The sequence below is a fragment of the Deltaproteobacteria bacterium genome (genome assembly GCA_029210625.1).
Classification (GTDB): domain Bacteria; phylum Myxococcota; class Myxococcia; order SLRQ01; family SLRQ01; genus JARGFU01.
Map to the genome: position 1 here is coordinate 66,431 of JARGFU010000006.1, position 16,514 is coordinate 82,944.

The following is a 16,514-nucleotide window of genomic DNA, read 5'->3' on the forward strand; positions in this document are numbered from 1 at the left end:
ACGGGATTGCCTCCTTGACCGGAGCGGACGTTCGAGGCCCGCCTCCATTCAGCCGGAAGTTTCGGCCCACGGCCCTTCCGAGCACAAGGATCCCGGGAGGATGGCCCGGCCGGCTGGGTGAGGCCGGGCCTGGCATGGCCCCCGTGGAAGCGGCTACAATCGCCGGATGGTGCTCCGATCGCACCGGGCAGACCTCCGGACCGGGTCGGCCTGGGAGGGAACGCGGCGAGGCACGCTGATCCTGGCGATCTGCGTGGCCCTCGGGGCCGGCTGTGCTCTCCGCACCAACTCCCACACGGCGCGCCAGCGCTACGAGAAGAAGGAGCTGCAGTCGCTCCTGACCCGCTTCGAGCAGCCCGGCCTGGTCCTCGGCGAGTTCGCCCTGGCCTCCAAGCCGGTCATCGACGGGGACACGGTGAAGGTGGCAGGCCTGGAGACCACCCTGCGCCTGCTGGCCATCGACACCGAGGAGACCTTCAAGAACGAGGACGACCGGCGCTTCGCCGCCGCGGACTGGGAGGGCTACCTCGCCTTCAAGGCCAGCCAGTCGCGCAAGCCCATCAAGGTGGCCACCCCCATGGGGGAGGAGGCCAAGCGCTTCGCCCAGAAGTTCTTCCAGGGCGTGACCAAGGTCCGCCTCGAGCGGGATCACCCCAAGGATCTGCGCGGCCGCTTCAACCGCTACCTCGTCTACGTCTTCGCGATGAAGGACGGGGTCTGGGTGAACTACAACATCGCCTGCGTCCGGGCGGGGATGAGCCCCTACTTCACCAAGTATGGCTACTCCCGCCGCTTCCACGCCGACTTCCTCCGGGCCCAGGAGCTGGCGCGCTCCGAGGCCCGGGGCATCTGGGACCCCAACACCCAGCACTACCCCGACTACGACGCCCGCCTGGAGTGGTGGAACGCCCGGGGTGAGTTCGTCGCCGGCTTCGAGGACGAGGGCCGCGACAAGGAGGACTGGGTGGTCCTCACCCACTGGGACTCCCTCCTGCGCCTCGAGGAGCTCGAGGGTCGGGACGTGCACGTGCTGGGCACCGTCAGCGAGGTGAAGCTCGGCGACCGGGGCCCGACCAAGGTGTTGCTGGGGCGGAGGATGTTCTCCGACTTCCCCCTGATCTTCTTCGACAAGGACGTCTTCGGCAGCTCACGCATCGCCGACTACCGGGGGGAGTTCGTCCACGTGAAGGGGCAGGTCACCCGCTACCGCAACAAGCACAACGGGGAAGAGACCCTCCAGATCCAGGTGAAGTCTCCCTCCCAGATCCTGCTCTCAGTGCGACCCCCGCCGGCGTCGCCCTCCAACACTGCCACCGCGAGCACCCCATGAACCACCTCTATCGTCTGTCCCTGGCGGCCGCCCTCGTCGGCGCGCTCCTCTCGACCAGCTGCGGCCCGGGTGGGGGCAACAACGACCAGGGCTGCCGGGCCGACCTCCTGGTGGGAGACCTCGTCATCACCGAGGTCATGGCGAACCCCGACAGCACCGACACCGGGCGCGAGTGGTTCGAGATCTTCGTCAACACGACCGCCGCCGTGGACCTGACCGGGCTGCGCCTGGAGGTGAGCCGGGCGGACGGCACCGGCGAGGAGCAGCACACGGTCGCCGGCCTCACGGTGGACCCCTCCGACTACATCACCTTCGGCTCCTTCCTCGAGCCGGTCCCGCAGTGGCTCGACTACTCCTACGGCACCAACCTCGGCAGTCTGCGCAACTCGGACGGCCGGGTGGCCGTGATCTGCGATGACGTCGTGGTGGACGAGGTCGTCTACGGCAGCACCTCCGACGGCAAGGCGCTGGTCTTCACCGGCGCACTCGCGCCGGACTACTCGGCCAACGACGCCGCCGAGAACTGGTGCAACGCCAGCGAGGAGTACGAGACGGGCTCGATGGGCTCGCCGGGGCAGGCGAACGAGCACTGCGCCGGAGGGCCGAACCCCACCGAGTGCGACGACGCCGGTGTGCGCCGCACCCTCGTGAACCCCCTGCCCGGCGATCTCGTCATCACCGAGCTGATGCCCAACCCCGCGGCGGCCGACGACGCCACCGCGGAGTGGTTCGAGGTCTACGTCGGGCGCGACCTCGACCTCAACGGGGTCGAGCTGGGCGCCGACCCGGGCAACCCCCGGGTGACCCTCTCCGGCACCGACTGCCTCTCCGTGACGGCCGGCAGCTACGTGGTCTTCGCCCGCACCGCCGACCCGGCCACCAACGGCGGCCTCGACGCGGTCGCCGGGACCTTCCCGATGGGGATGGTCAACGGCGGCGGCTCGATCTTCGTGGGCTTCGAGGGCGCGGTCCTCGACGCCGTGACCTGGACCGGCTCGGGCACCGGCATCTCGGTCTCGCTCGATCCCGCCTCCCAGGATCCCACCTCGAACGACGACCCCACCAAGTGGTGCGCGGGCACCGGGACCTACGGCCTGGGCGACACCGGCACCCCGGGCGCCGCGAACGCGTCCTGCCCCCTGGTGCCCCCGCCGGGCTCCTGCGTCGAGGGCGGCACCACCATCCGCGCCATCGATCCGCCGGGGGCGGGTGACCTGCAGCTCACCGAGCTGATGGCGAACCCCGCCTCGGTGGACGACGCGCTCGGGGAGTGGTTCGAGGTCCGGGTGGGCCGCGATCTGGACCTCAACGGGCTCGAGGTCGGTACCGACACCGTCGGCGGCGCGGTCCGCTTCACCCTGAACGACACCGCCTGCCTGCGGGCCACCGCCGGCAGCCACATCGTCATCGCCCGGGAGACCGACGGCGGAGTGAACGGCGGCCTGCCCTCGGTGCTGGCCACCTTCGACTTCGCCCTGGTGAACACCAACTCGGGCCTCTTCGTCGGGCACGGCGGCACCCTCATCGACTCGATGACCTACGCCTCGACCTCCTCGGGGGCCACCCTCTCCCGGGACCCGGCCCTGGCGACCCTCTGGTGCGATCTGGCGGCCTTCACCACCCCGGCGGCTCCCACCTACGGTCTGGGAGACAAGGGCTCCCCCGCGGCGGTCAACCCCTCCTGCCAATGAGCCGGACGCCCGCCGCCGGCCTGCGGGTCTGCTGCCTCCTGCTCCTCGCCACGCCCCTCCTCCTGCTGGGGGGCGGTTGCGGGGAGAAGTGCGGCCCGAAGAAGGCGGTGGTCACCGAGGTGGTCGACGGTGACACCGTTCACCTCGACACCGGCGACACGGTGCGGCTCCTGATGGTGAACACCCCCGAGATCACCTCGGGGAAGAACGAGTGCTACGGCGAGGAGGCTCGCCGCTTCACCACCGATCTGGTCGAGGGCAAGGAGGTCCGCCTCGAGTACGAGGACGAGTGCACCGACCGCTTCCAGCGCCTGCTGGCCTATGTCTCCATCGACGGGCGGGAGCTCAACGCCCTGCTGGTGGAGCGGGGCTACGCCTGCGCCTACTACGTGCCCCCGAGCGGCGAGGATCGTCTCGCCGAGTTCGAGGAGCTCGAGCTCGACGCCCGGGCCGCCAGCCGCGGCCTCTGGGGTAGCTGCCAGGAGATCACATGTCAGGACTGAGACGGCGGGCAGCGCTCCCCCTCTTCCTCGCCGCCGCGCTCGCGAGCTCGCCGGCGCTCGCGCGGGAGTACGACGCCTTCGTCGAGATCGAGGACGAGGAGGACATCTACGACCTCTACGACGACGGCACCATCGACGAGGAGGGCCGCGACACCCTCCTCGAGCTCCTCGAGAGCGGGGTGAGCCTCAACACCGCCTCCCGCGACCGGCTCTACGAACTGCCCAACCTCACCCTGCCGGTGGTGGACGCGCTGCTCACCTACCGCCAGGAGGCCGGGAGCCTCGACAACCCCGCGGCCCTGGTGGGCGCGGGGCTGCTCACCGAGCGCGAGCTCTTCGCCCTGGCCCCCTTCCTGATCGTCTCCCAGCGCGAGGGGGCCGCCTTCGGCACCAAGGCCCGGGTGCGCTACGACACCTTGCTGGTGGCGGGCGAGAACCGGGTCCCGGGGATGGCGCTGCGGGCCAACGCCGAGGCCCTGGGGGGCTTCCGCACCGGCCTCGCCACGCTCCTCACCCGCGATCGCATCGGGCGGGTGACCTACGACGGAAGCCGCGACACCCCCACCCGCCGGGCCCTCACCGCCGCCGCGCCGGTGCCCCGGCTGCAGCTCGCCAAGGCCTTCGCCGAGTGGCGGGAGGAGGACTACGGGGTCATCGCCGGCACCTACAAGATCGGCTTCGGGCAGCGCCTGACCTTCGACAACACCGGCGACTACGCCCCCAACGGCTGGGAGAAGGACGACACCCTCACCCGGGGCGCCTCGCTGAAGACCGCCTGCAAGGAGAGCACGGGCACCACCGAGTCGCCGCTCTGCGACTACGGGAGCGACCTGCGGATCTCGCCCGACTACCGGTGGACCCCGCGGCTGCTGGGCGTCGCCGGAGGGCACCGTCGAATCGACCTCGGCATGGGGCACCTCCAGGCCTTCGGCTTCGGCTCCTTCCAGCGGCGTTCCATCTACCAGTATGAGGTGCTCGACCGCAGCATCTGCTCCATCGACGACGAGGCGGCGGACAACTGCAACCTCTCCGACGACTTCAACGTCTACGTCGACATCGACAACCCGTCGGCCACCGCACCGGAGTTCAAGTACACGACCCTCACGGGCCTCTACGACGAGCTGGTCGTGGGCGGGAACGTCGCCTACTGGTTCGGCGAGCGGGCCCGGATCGGCCTCACCGGCTATGGGGCGGCGCCCTTCTGGCGGATCCCCGAGATGGACCTGGACTTCCGGCGGTCCTCTCGCTGGCCCTTCGGCGGCCCCTGGGGGGCGGTGGGCCTCAACGGGACGGTCGGCTTCGCCTGGTGGGATCTGGGCATGGAGGTCGCGCGCACCATCGACTCGATGAGCCTGGGGGGCGGCGACTTCGGCGCCATCGTGCGGGGCCTGGGGAGCTGGAAGAAGCGGGAGCTGGAGCTGACCCTGCGCTACTACGGTCCCGACTTCCACAACCCCTACGCCCGGCCCATCTCGGCGGCCGACGAGCGGGACGGCGTCCGGGCCCGGGACGAGGCCGGCGCCCGCGTGCGCTACGCGGGGGAGGTCCTCCGGGACCTGGAGCTGCGCGGCACCGCCGACCTCTGGACGACCGTCTCCACCGGGGTCGTCAACACCCGGAACGAGGTGCGGGCGACCTATCGCCTCACCGACGCGATCCGCCTCTCGGCGTGGGGCCTCTTCCACGACAAGAACCTCGCCGTGGGGGGGCGGCAGCAGTGCTTCGGGACCGACACCTTCGAGGACGCCGAGGGCACCGACATCGGTGAGATCGAGATCATCGAGGGCTGCGCCGGCATGAAGCTCCAGGCCACGGGGCAGGTGCGCTACGAGCCCTTCAAGAACACGGCGATCACCCTGCAGTACCGCAACTCCTGGCTCGACGAGGGCAGCGCCTCGGGGCGACTCTTCGACGACCGCTTCCGGCAGGATCGCTCCTTCTGGCTGACCCTGATGGTCAAGCCGATCCCCGAGCTCCGGATCCGCGGGCGCCTGCGCTACCTCATGGAGGACGTGGCCTACGCGGACCACCTCGAGAGCTGGCTGTGGACCTACCTCGAGGCCACCTACAGCCTGCAGAAGCGCTTCAAGTTCCGGCTGCGCTACGACCTGGTGAGCTGGCTGGACCAGCGGGACAGCACGCGGGATCGGATCCCGAACCCCGAGCACTGGTTCTGGTTCTCCGCCGAGGCCAAGTTCTAGCGCGCGGCGGGATCGCGGCCGTCGCGGGCCGGGGGGAGGACCCCTCCCGGGGGACGCTCACCTCCCGCCGGGCCCGTGCCGGCTCGCCACACCGCCGCCAGGCCCGGCTCCGGCTCGCTCGGCAGCGGCACCGCCCGGATCGGTGGTGTGCGGGCGGCCGGGCGGCACCGCCGACGCCCCCGGGAGGGGTCCTCCCCCCGGCCCGCCGGCCGCTATCGGGCCACCGCGCGTAGAGCGCGCTCTCGTGGCTCTGCGGCCGGTCGCGCCACGGCTGATAGCTGACAGCTGATAGCTGCGGTCGAGCGCAGCGAGCCCGCTAGCGGCAGGCGCCGCCCGCGCAGGTGGTGTTGCAGGTCGAGCCCGCGGCGCAGCGGCGCTGGCACTTGCCGCCGGAGCAGTTGAAGTTGCAGGTGGCGCCGCGGTCGCAGAGCTGCTGGCAGTTGCCGCCCTGGCAATCGGAGGTGCAGACGGAGCCGGCGCGGCAGTGGTGGCGGCAGCCGCCGGCGGTGCAGGAGAGGGTGCAGCTCTGGCCGGTCGCGCAGGTCGCGCCGCCGTTGCGCACCAGGGCGGCTCCGCCTCCGGCCGCGGGCGCGGGAGCGGGCGCGGGGGCCGCGCCGCCGCCGCCGGTGGCGGTCCGGCGACCCCCCAGCATCGGCAGGCGGATGCCGCCGCGGTTCAGGTTCACGACCCCGCCGGTGGTGCCGCCGGTGTTCGCCGGGGGCGCGTTGGTGGTCGGGGGAGGCGGGGGCTGGTTGGTGGTCGGCGGGGGCGGCGGCTGGTTGCCGGCCACGGCCACCTGGCCGTCCTTGCCCTGCACGTTCACGCCCTGGTCGTTGACCGTGACGGTGCCCTCGGCGCCCTTGGCGACGACACCCTTCTCGCCCACGGCGACGGTGCCCTCCTTGCCCTTCACGACGACGCCCTTGTTGCCGACGGCGACGGTGCCCTCGGCGCCCTGGACGTTCACGCCGCCCGCGCCCACCGTGATCGTCCCGTCCTGGCCCACCGAGACGCCGGTGTCGCTGCCGATCACGATCTTCGAGCCACCGGACTCGATGACCGTCCCCTCGGCGGTCTTGGTGATGACGGTGGTCTCCCCCTGGGGAGCGTCGGGCTCCTGGGGGCAGCCGGCGGCGAGGAGGAGCGGGGTGGCGAAGAGGGCCACGAAGAGGGCGTTTCTCATGATCGGTCTCCCATGTGCGGGATGGATTGAAGGCGCCGAGAAGGAAAGCAAAGCCCAACCCGGGGCCCAGGGGCAAGGGGGGGCGCGGGGCCGGTGATCGACGGGGCCCTGACGCAACCCCTCCCGTGGATAGAATGTCCGTCGAGAGGGACGGTGAACATGACGAACGGTAGACCCCTGAACTGCTGGGACATCCGCCAGTGCGGACGAGAGATCGGTGGCGAGCGGGCTGCGCGCCTGGGAGTGTGTCCCGCCGCGATGGAGACCCGGCTGAACGGGATCAATCGCGGTCGTAACGCCGGTCGCGCCTGCTGGGCCGTCGCCGGTACCTTCTGCGGCAGTGAGTCCACCGGCCAGCCGGGCCCGGATCAGGGCTGCGAGAAGTGCGAGGTCTACAGCCGGGTCCAGGCCGAGGAGGCCCACCGCTTCGTCGGCAGCGCGCTGGTCCTGGCCCTGATCCGCTAGCGGAGCGCCGCGAGGCCGGCCAGGAGCAGCAGGCCGAAGAGCGCCAGGCGGAAGGTCCGCTCGGGGACCCGGTGGTGGAGCCACTGCCCGAGCCCGAAGCCGACGGCCAGCCCCGGCAGGAGCCAGGCGCCCAGGGTGATCGCCTCCATCGGCGCCTCCAGGCGCGGAACGAGCACCGCGATCATCAGGAAGTTCAGCACCAGCCAGAGCGAGGCGAGGGTTCCGCGCAGGGAGCGCTTGTCGGTGAGCTGACGCGCCAGGGCGTAGACGATGATCGGGCCGCCGGTGGCGATGAGGCCGTGGACGAGCCCGCCGATCAGATAGAGGGAGGCCTCGACGAGGGGAGGGAAGGGGGCCGCCGGGGCCTGCCGCCGCAGCGTCCGCCAGAGCTCGCGCGCGGAGAAGGCGATCACCAGCACCCCGAGCAGGGTCGAGAGCCCGGTGGTGGGGATGCGCGGTGAGAGCCAGAGCCCCACCCCGAGCCCGAGGAGGGCGAGGGGGAGCAGGCGGGTCAGGAAGAGGCGGGCGCGGATCTCCTTGCGATCGAGCCAGACGATGGGCGCGGTCTGCAGGGGTCCGGTGAGGATCACCGCCGCGACCAGCACCCGCAGGTCCTCGAGGTGGACGCCGAGGGAGAGGGCCACGACGTTCCCGCCGAAGCCGGTCACCGCCTGCGCGGTCGCCGCGAGGGCGATGATGCTGGAGAGCAGGAAGGTCTTCATGGGCAGGACGGGGATCGGCGCTGCCTATCTTCGCGCCACTTCACCCGGCCCGTCCCCCCAAAAAGGACGGGAGCGGGTGAGGCTCCAGGTTCAGGCGACGCGACGCGGCGGAAGCAGCTCGGACATCAGCTGCAGGATCATGTCCTTCACCGGGCCCTGGTCGAGGGTGCCGCCGGTCATGCCGTAGATCTGGGACATCCCGGAGGCCGAGGAGAGCTCGCCGGCGCGCACGCCCTCGGCCACCTCCCGCAGGTCGGCCAGGAAGGGCTCGACCACCGGGGCGTGGGCCGGCGTCACCATCAGGTGGAGGGCAGCCGGGAGTTGCTGGGCGTCGAGGGACCAGCCCCGGGCCTCCATGGCGTCGCCCACCGCGTAGATGTCGAGGTCGTCGCCGGTGAAGGCGAAGACGCTGGCGTCGGGCTCGCCGACGATCCGCAGCCCGGGGATGGCCTCGATGCCGGCCTCGAGGGCCTCGGTGGTCTCGAGGATGGTGCGGGCGAGGGAGAGGTAGCCCTCCTCGCCCAGGTAGGTCAGCGCCGCCCAGGCCGCGGCGATGGCGCCGCCCCCGCGGGAGCCCACCATGCTCGGTGAGCCATAGAGGCCGCCGGGCCAGCGGGTGTAGGCGAAGAACTGGTGCTTCCGGTAGTCCTCGCTGCGGTAGAGGATGGTCGAGGCGCCGCGGGCGGCGAAGCCGTACTTGTGCAGATCGGCCGAGATGCTGGTGACCCCCGGGACCGCGAAGTCGAAGGGGGGGATGGGCCGGCCCAGGCGGCGCAGGAAGGGCAGGAGGTAGCCGCCGAGGCAGGCGTCCACATGGAAGGGGATGTCTCGTTGCGCGGCGAGGGCGGCCAGCGCCTCGATGGGGTCGACCACGCCGTGGGGATAGCCCGGGGCCGACCCGACCATGAGGATGGTGTTCTCGGTGATGAGGCGCTCGGCCTCCTCCGGGTCGGCCCGGTAGTCCTCCCGCAGCGGGACGTGGACCGTCTCGAGGCCGAAGTAGTGGGCGGCCTTCTCGAAGGCGGGGTGCGCCGAGAGGGGCAGGAGCAGCTCGGGCTTCTCGATCTCCGGCCGCAGCTGCCGCGCCCGGTCCCGGGCCGCCTTCACCGCCATCATGATGCTCTCGGTGCCGCCCGAGGTCATGGTGCCCACCGCCTCGGGGCCGCCCTGGAGCAGGGAGGTGGCCATCTGCACCACCTCCTCCTCGAAGCGCCGCAGGGAGGGGAAGGCGAAGGGCGAGAGCGCGTTGGCCGAGAAGAAGAGGGTGTAGGCCTCCTTCAGGACCGAGAGCAGCTCGTCCTCGGCGAAGTAGACCAGGGAGAAGGTGTGGCCGCCGTGCCAGTCGGCGTCACCGGCGGCCGCCTCCTTCAGGCGGGCGACCACCTCGTCCCGGGACAGGCCGGCCTTCGGAAACTCGGGAATGCTCATGTCGGATCTCCCATGCGATCGAGGAAGCGGCGGGCCGCCTCCAGCGCCCGCCGGGGGGCGCCGCAGGCGTGCAGCCAGTCGTCGGTGAGCTCGAGGGCCAGGTCGGGCCCGGGAGCGAAGCGTGAGTCGGTGGGCTCCAGGCGGCGCAGGCTGGTGGCGCCGTGGAGCAGGGCCCAGAGGCGGATGGCGCGGTCGGCGTCGCTGCCCGGAGTGAGGACGCCCGTCTCCCGGGCCCGGCCGAAGAGCTCGGCGACCCGCGTGAGGAAGGGCTGCACCCGCTCCATGACCTGCTGGTCGTCACCGGCGGAGGTGAGACGGCCGTCCCGGGCCAGCCCCAGGGAGAGGGCGGCGAAGGCGCGGGGGTGCTGGAAGGGCAGGAGCGCGTAGGTCTCGGCGAGGAGCAGGATGGGCACCAGGCTCCGGCGCCGCTGGTTCAGGCGGCTGCCCTCGAGCGCGGCGGCGGCCCGATCGAGGGCGGCCTCGAGCACCTCGGTGACCTCGGCCACCTGCCGCAGCTCCACCTCGGCCAGGATGGCGCCCTTCGAGGGGAAGTAGCGGTAGACGGCGCCCACCGTGTAGTCGAGCGCCTCGGCCAGCCGGGCGATGGTGAGGTGATCCGGGCCGCCCTCCTCGAGGAGCTGCTCGGCTGCCTCGAGGATCTCCTCGATGCGCAGCTCCCGGCGGCGCTGGCGGGGGCTGGAGTGAACCTTGTTCATAAAGTAAATGATATTTACTTTTTCGACCTCGTCAAGAGGGCGCCGGGCTCGAGCCGGGGCGGCGGCGCCCGGCCGCGGGATCTGCTGTATGGTCCGGGACGCCTCAGCGAAGACCCTCGTCCGGGATCTCCATGCGCACGCTCGCCATCTACGTCGCCTTCTTCCTCTCCGGGGCCGCCGGCCTGATCTACCAGGTCATCTGGGTCCGGCACTTCGGCAACGTCTTCGGGAACACGGTCTACTCCGCCTCCCTGGTGACCGGCGTCTTCATGCTCGGCCTCGGGCTCGGGGGCTTCTTCGCCGGCAGGTGGATCGATCGCCGCCGCGCCGCGGGGGTCGGGCTCCCTCTGCGCCTCTACGGGCTGGCCGAGGGCTCGATCGCGATCCTCGGCCTGCTGCTGGCCCTGCTCCTGCCCCGCCTCGGGCCGATCGCCGCCTGGATCACGTCCTATCGGGTCGGCGCCAGCGGCTGGCACGAGATCTCCTACGGGACGCACGTCGCGCTCTATGCCCTTGGCCTGGGCCTGCTCCTCCCCATCACCCTCCTGATGGGGGCGACCTTGACGCTGCTCGTGCGTCACCTGCTCGTCGAGCACCTGGACGAGGCGGGGTGGCGCATCGGCGTGCTCTACGGCGTGAACATGGGCGGCGCCGCGCTCGGCGCCTTGCTGACCGACCTCTTGCTCGTGCCGATGGTCGGGCTGCTGGCGACGGCGTCCTTCGGGGTGGTGTTCAACCTGGCCGCGGCGATGATCGCCCTGCGGCTCGCCGGCCCGCCGGGAGAGGGGGGGGCGGGGGCGACTCCCGAGCCGGCGGCCAGGGAGCGCAGCCCGCTGGACGCGCGCACGGCCTGGACCGCGGTGACCCTGCTGCTCACGGGCTTCGGCGCGATGGGCATCGAGATCATCTGGTTCCGCTTCTTCAACATCACCTTCGGCGCCTATCGAGAGGTCTTCTCGATCCTGCTGGCGGTCATGCTGGTGTCGATGTGGGCGGGGTCGGTCTGCGGCGGCGCCCTGCATCGGCGGCTCGGTGGTGCGGCGCGCATCTTCATGCTCTCGCAGGCCGGCGTGGTGATCACCGCCACGCTGCTCCTGATGTCCTCCGAGCCCGGCGGGGCGCTGCGCTACTTCAACGAATCCCTCCGGGCCGACTTCATCGCCAGCGGGCCCCTCCTGCGGGACCTGATGGCGGCGTGGTGGCGGATCCGGATGATCGGGCTGGTCATTGCCCTCCCGGCCTTCCTGATGGGCTTCACCTTCCCCGTCGCCAACGCGCTGGTGCAGGACGCCGAGGATCGGATCGGCCGCCGGGCCGGGGTGCTCTATCTGGCGAACACGATCGGCGCCGTGGCCGGCTCCTTCGTGACCGGCTTCGTGCTGATCCCCTTCCTGGGCACCCAGGGCTCGGCGTTGCTGCTCTTCGTCGCCTCGGCGACCGCCATCCTCACGATCTACCTGGCGGCGCGCTCCTCGGCCGCGAGGAGCGGTCGGCTCGAGCTCGCCGTCGCCGGCGCTGCCCTCACCGTCGCGGCCGTCGGCATCGGGGCCTGGATCGGGCTGGATCGGGGAGGGCTCCTCGCGGCCCACGCCAACGTGAACCGCCTCGCGGGGGAGCGGGTGCTCTCGACCAGCGAGGGGGTCTACGAGCTCATCTCGGTGACGGAGGACGAGTCCGGGCACCGGCGCCTGAACACCAACGGCCACAGCATGTCGGCCACCACGATCCACGGGCGCCGGTACATGCGGCTCTTCTCGCACTTCCCGCTGCTCCACCTCGATCAGCCGAAGCGAGCGCTGGTCATCTGCTTCGGGGTCGGCTCCACCGCCCGGGCCGCGGCGATGCACCCGATCGAGCGGCTCGACATCGTCGACCTCTCCCGGCACGTGCTGAAGCACGCGCCCTACTTCGAGAAGTGGAACCACGGCGTCCTCCAGGACGAGCGGGTCGAGGTCTTCGTCCAGGACGGCCGCACCCACCTGCGGACCCAGCCGCCGGGCACCTACGATCTGGTCACCCTCGAGCCTCCGCCGATCGCCTTCGCCGGCGTCTCCTCCCTCTACACCCGGGAGTTCTACGAGCTGGCGAAGTCGAAGCTGCGCGAAGGGGGCTTCGTCACCCAGTGGCTCCCCGCCTACCAGGTGCCGGAGGAGACGAACCTCGCGCTGGTCGCGGCCTTCGTCGAGGTCTTCGAGAACGCCATCCTCATCCAGGGGGACACGCGCGAGCTGATCCTCGTCGGGCGGCTCGGACAGCCGGTCGAGATCGACCTCGACGCGCTCGAGGAGCGCCTGCGGCAGCGGCCGGTGGTGAAAGAGGACCTGGCGGAGGTTCGGGTCGCCAGCCTCACCGACTTCATCGGCCTCTTCGTCGCCGGGCGGGCGACCCTGCTCCGGGCGACCGAGGGCGTCGAGCCCATGAGCGACGACCGGCCGGTGATGGAGTTCTCCCAGTCCACCCACGTCCAGGAGTCGACGATCCCCCTGGAGATCCTCGCTCCCTGGGAGGCCGGCCAGTGGTGCCCGGCCTGCCTCTCGCCCGAGGGGAGCGATCCTCGCCTGCCGGGGCTGCCTCTCTACCTGGGGATAATGATGGGCATCTACCACAGCCCGGACTACCGCGAGATCCGCTCCTGGGAGGGAGACTCGCGGGCGATCGAGTTCTTGCTGCCGGACGGCGTCACGCCGCAGCACCCCGTGATCCAGTCCAGCCCGTGGCTGCGGCACTTCTTCGAGAGCGAGCCCCCGGGGCGCCCAGGCGGGGCACCTCCGGGTGAGCCGGGGGACGCGGGCTGAAGGCGGCCGGGAGAGGGGGCGGTCGAGCGATGCGGCTGCGGGAGAACAGGTGGCTCGTCGTCCTCGCGATGGTGCTCGTGTATCTGCTCTCCCGTGCTCTCTTCTCGTGGATGGGCGTGAGCTTCGACGAGTCGCCGCTCACCCGCTCCTGGCAGAACCTCGACGTCGTGGCGCTGCAGCACGATCTGCTGGCGGGGGTCCACCACCAGCACGCGCAGCCCCCGCTCTTCAACCTCTTCCTGGGCGTCGTCCTCAAGCTCTTCCCGGTAGCCCACGCCGCCGCCTTCTCCCTCGTCTTTCGGGCGCTGGGGCTGGCGGCCTACCTCCTGAGCTACGCGATCCTCACCCGCCTCGGCTTCGGCCGGAAGATCGCCTTCCTCGCGGCGACCCTCTTCATCCTCACCCCGACGGCGGTGCTCTACGAGAGCTGGCTCTTCTACACCTGGCCGATCGCGGTGCTGCTGGCCCTCGCGGCGTACCTGCTGCTGCTCCACGAGGAGACGCTGGAGGTCAGGTACGCCGTGGGCTTCCTGGTCGTCATCGCCCTGCTCTGCCTGACGCGCTCGATGTTCCACGTGGTCTTCCTGGTGGCCTGCGCGGCCGGGGTCCTGCTCGTGCGGTCCCCGGGCCGGAGACGGATCCTGGCCTTCGCCGTGGGTCTGCTCCTGGTGGTCGGGGCGCTGCCCCTGAAGAACTACCTCGTCTTCGGATCCGCGCAGACCTCCTCCTGGCTGGGCATGAACCTCTGGAAGATGGTCGGGCACAACGTGGCGGGCGCCGACCTGCCGATGGACGCCGGGGTCGGGGCCGTGCCCGCGTTCTCGCCCATCGACCGCTACCCGGAACGCTACCGGGAGGTGCCGGCGCGCTTCTCGTCGGTGCCGGTGCTGCGCGAGGAGCGCAAGTCGACCGGAGAGCCGAACCTCAACCACCACGGCTACCTCGCCGTCTCCCGGGAGTACCTGAAGGGCGCGAGGCACCTGATCGCCGCCGATCCGGGGGCCTACCTGAGGAGCGTCGGCAAGGGGTGGGGCTACTACTGCCGGCCCGCCTGGGACTACTGGTTCCTGCAGGACAACCGGGAGCGGCTCCAGCCCTACATCGACCTCGTCTCCCTCGCGCCGATCCGCTTCCTCCTCGAGGAGCTGTTCCTGGGAGAGGACGCCGCGGCGGGAGCCTTCCCCCGCTCGTCCTATCTGCTGGTGCCGGGGATGCTGATCCTGGTGGTCGTCAACCTCGTCCTCGGCCTCGTCCGCCGCTTCCGGGGCGGTAGCCGCCCCCGGTCGATCGTCTTCCTCGCCTTCCTCGTGCTGACGGTGCTCTACGTCGCGCTGCTCGGGAACGCGCTGGAGTACGGAGAGAACAACCGCTTTCGGGTGCAGACCGACCTCCTCCTCTACCTCGCGGTGATCGTCTCCCTTCGCGATCTCGGGGGGGCGTTGCGCCAGAGGGTGTTCGAGAAGCGGGACCCCTGATCTAGAGTGAGCCCCCAATAGGAGAGCCAGCAATGACGACCGCCCTGAAGCAGACCTTCCTGACCCTTTGTCCCCTGATCGCCCTCGCCGTGGTCCCGGGCTGTGACGACCGCAGCGCCGAGGAGAAGGGGCGGGACTACGCCGACGAGAAGATCGGCTTCGCCGAGGGCGCCGCCAAGGTGCTGGAGGAGAAGGGCAAGGGGCTCGGCACCTCCGCCGCGAAGGGGGTCGGCGATCTGGTGAAGGGCGCCGGCTCGGCGGTGAAGGACACGGTCAACCCGCCGGTGGAGGTGAGCCTCTCCGAGGGATTGCAGTCGAGCGGCCTGAAGGTCCTCGAGGCCCACGAGGGCGCGACCACCCCCGAGGCCCGGGAGGTCGTCGTCAGCCTCGCCTTCGAGCAGGCCTACCCCGGCCGCCTGGTGCTCCTCGCCCTCGGCGAGGAGGGCGCCGAGGCCGCCCGGGCGGCCACCCCGGCGAACCTCGAGCAGGCGCCCGGCAGCCAGCAGGTGCTCACCTTCGGCTTTCCGCCGGACACCCGCCTCTCGAAGATCGGCGGCTATCGGCTCGAGGAGCTGGCCGCGAAGAGCGTCACCGTCGACGCGGGCCTCCCCGCCGATGGCCTCACCCTGAGCCAGCTCGAGGAGAAGGGCAGCACGGTCTCCCTCTACGCGGTCTTCGTGAAGGCCTACTGGGGCGGGCTCCAGCTGCGGGCCCACGACGCCGGCGGCCAGGAGCTCGGGCGCAGCGAGCCCACCGTGGCGCTGAAGCAGGCCGCCGACTCCGCCACCTACCTCTCCTTCGACTTCGATGCCCGGACACCGCTGGCGAAGGCCGCGCGCTACACCCTCCACGCCGCCGAGCCGAAGCCCGCGGCCCCCACCCCCTAGCGGCTCGACGGCACTCCCGGATGACCTGGCGCACCGAACACGTGGGGAGCCTGCTCCGGCCCCCGGAGCTGATGAACCTGCGGCTCGCCCTGCTCCAGGGCCAGGGCGATCCCGGGGCCCTCGCCCGGCTGGAGGACGAGGCCATCCTCCAGGTGCTCGAGCGCCAGCGGGAGCTCGGCCTCGACGTGGTGGGCGACGGGGAGTTCCGACGCTTCTCCTTCATCGGGGAGATCGCGGCCTCCGTCTCGGGCTTCGCCTTCGGCCAGCTGCCGAACCCCGACTGGTTCACGGCGGAGGGCCGCGACAACCCGGGCGCCAACGCCATGATCGCGGCCGAGAGGCTCGAGCCGCGCCGGCGGATCGCGCAGCGGGAGGCGGCCTTCCTCGGGGCGCACGCCGCCGGGCCCTTCAAGGTCACGCTCCCGAGCCCCCTGGTGATCGCCCAGGCCGGGTGGACCCCCGAGCGCAGCAGCGCGGCCTATCCGCGGCGCGCGGATCTGATGTGGCACGTGGCCGATCTCCTCCGCGAGGAGATCGCGGCGCTCGCCGCCGAGGGTGTCCCCTACGTCCAGATCGACAACCCCGGCCTGGCCCACTACCTCGATCCGGCGCTGGCCGAGCGCGCCCGCGGCGTGGGGATCGAGATCGACATCCCCCTCGAGGAGGCCCTGGCGGCCGATCATCACTGCGTGAAGGATCTCCCCGAGGAGGGCCCCGTCGTGGGCCTGCACCTCTGCCGCGGCAACTGGAGGAGCGCCTGGCTGGCGCAGGGCGGCTACGAGCCCGTGGCCGAGGCGCTCTTCTCCCTTCCCCGCGTGAACCGCCTCCTGCTGGAGTTCGACACCGAGCGGGCGGGGAGCTTCGAGCCCCTGCGCCTGGTGCCCGGTGACAAGACGGTGGTGCTGGGGCTCGTCTCCACCAAGCAGGGGAGCCTGGAGGACGAGGAGGCGCTCCTCCGCAAGGTCGAGGCGGCCTCCCGCCACCTCCCCCTCGAGCGGCTGGCCATCAGCCCCCAGTGCGGCTTCGCCACGAGCATCCCGGGCAACCGGATCACCCCCGAGGAGCAGTGGGCCAAGCTCGAGCGCGTCGTCTCCCTGGCGGCGCGGCTCTGGGCCTGA

Annotated in this window: 13 protein-coding genes; 9 read left to right on the forward strand and 4 right to left on the reverse strand. The window is 71.4% G+C overall.

Annotated elements, in window-relative coordinates:
• Positions 1 to 166: 166 nt before the first annotated feature.
• The 4 genes from P1V51_07185 to P1V51_07200 are packed head-to-tail and all read left to right on the forward strand — an operon-like array spanning position 167 to position 5,725.
• Positions 167 to 1,330 (forward strand): thermonuclease family protein, encoded by a 1,164-nt coding sequence (locus tag P1V51_07185; GenBank protein ID MDF1562809.1) that lies wholly within the window; start codon positions 167 to 169, stop codon positions 1,328 to 1,330.
• On the forward strand, positions 1,327 to 3,021 hold the full coding sequence (locus tag P1V51_07190) for a hypothetical protein (GenBank protein ID MDF1562810.1): 1,695 nt from the start codon (positions 1,327 to 1,329) through the stop codon (positions 3,019 to 3,021). Before P1V51_07185 ends, P1V51_07190 begins: the two co-directional genes overlap by 4 nt.
• Positions 3,018 to 3,524 (forward strand): thermonuclease family protein, encoded by a 507-nt coding sequence (locus P1V51_07195; GenBank protein MDF1562811.1) that lies wholly within the window; start codon positions 3,018 to 3,020, stop codon positions 3,522 to 3,524. Before P1V51_07190 ends, P1V51_07195 begins: the two co-directional genes overlap by 4 nt.
• Positions 3,512 to 5,725: a hypothetical protein gene (locus P1V51_07200; protein ID MDF1562812.1), complete on the forward strand. Its 2,214-nt coding sequence runs from the start codon at positions 3,512 to 3,514 to the stop codon at positions 5,723 to 5,725. The genes P1V51_07195 and P1V51_07200 overlap by 13 nt, the downstream gene beginning before the upstream one ends.
• Before the next feature lie 316 nt (positions 5,726 to 6,041).
• On the opposite strand, the gene P1V51_07205 is transcribed toward P1V51_07200, so the two are convergent.
• Positions 6,042 to 6,908, reverse strand: a complete 867-nt coding sequence (locus P1V51_07205) for a hypothetical protein (GenBank protein MDF1562813.1) — start codon at positions 6,906 to 6,908, stop codon at positions 6,042 to 6,044.
• Between the two features lie 159 nt (positions 6,909 to 7,067).
• On the opposite strand from P1V51_07205, the gene P1V51_07210 reads away from it, so the two are divergent.
• Complete coding sequence (locus P1V51_07210) at positions 7,068 to 7,373, forward strand: hypothetical protein (protein MDF1562814.1); 306 nt, start codon at positions 7,068 to 7,070, stop codon at positions 7,371 to 7,373.
• Here the strand turns inward: P1V51_07210 and P1V51_07215 are convergent.
• The 3 genes from P1V51_07215 to P1V51_07225 all read right to left on the reverse strand — a co-directional run bounded on the left by P1V51_07215 (position 7,370) and on the right by P1V51_07225 (position 10,239).
• A complete protein-coding gene (locus tag P1V51_07215) occupies positions 7,370 to 8,095 on the reverse strand; it encodes a TSUP family transporter (protein MDF1562815.1) in 726 nt (241 codons plus the stop codon). The two genes, P1V51_07210 and P1V51_07215, sit on opposite strands and share 4 nt — an antisense overlap.
• A gap of 90 nt (positions 8,096 to 8,185) precedes the next feature.
• Positions 8,186 to 9,523, reverse strand: coding sequence for an aspartate aminotransferase family protein (locus tag P1V51_07220; GenBank protein MDF1562816.1), 1,338 nt, complete (start codon positions 9,521 to 9,523; stop codon positions 8,186 to 8,188).
• Positions 9,520 to 10,239: a helix-turn-helix domain containing protein gene (locus tag P1V51_07225; protein ID MDF1562817.1), complete on the reverse strand. Its 720-nt coding sequence runs from the start codon at positions 10,237 to 10,239 to the stop codon at positions 9,520 to 9,522. The genes P1V51_07220 and P1V51_07225 overlap by 4 nt, the downstream gene beginning before the upstream one ends.
• Positions 10,240 to 10,370: 131 nt before the next feature.
• Here P1V51_07225 and P1V51_07230 point away from each other — a divergent pair, with 131 nt between their 5' ends.
• Genes P1V51_07230 through P1V51_07245 form a run of 4 tightly spaced genes read left to right on the forward strand, consistent with a single transcriptional unit; the run spans position 10,371 to position 16,514 of the window.
• Entirely contained in the window at positions 10,371 to 13,034 is a 2,664-nt protein-coding gene (locus P1V51_07230; protein ID MDF1562818.1) for a hypothetical protein, read from the forward strand.
• Positions 13,035 to 13,063: 29 nt separating this feature from the next.
• Positions 13,064 to 14,509 (forward strand): glycosyltransferase family 39 protein, encoded by a 1,446-nt coding sequence (locus tag P1V51_07235; protein ID MDF1562819.1) that lies wholly within the window; start codon positions 13,064 to 13,066, stop codon positions 14,507 to 14,509.
• A gap of 32 nt (positions 14,510 to 14,541) precedes the next feature.
• Positions 14,542 to 15,396 (forward strand): hypothetical protein, encoded by an 855-nt coding sequence (locus tag P1V51_07240; protein ID MDF1562820.1) that lies wholly within the window; start codon positions 14,542 to 14,544, stop codon positions 15,394 to 15,396.
• A gap of 20 nt (positions 15,397 to 15,416) precedes the next feature.
• The gene (locus P1V51_07245) at positions 15,417 to 16,514 is read left to right on the forward strand and encodes a cobalamin-independent methionine synthase II family protein (GenBank protein ID MDF1562821.1); all 1,098 of its coding nucleotides are present in this window, start codon (positions 15,417 to 15,419) and stop codon (positions 16,512 to 16,514) included.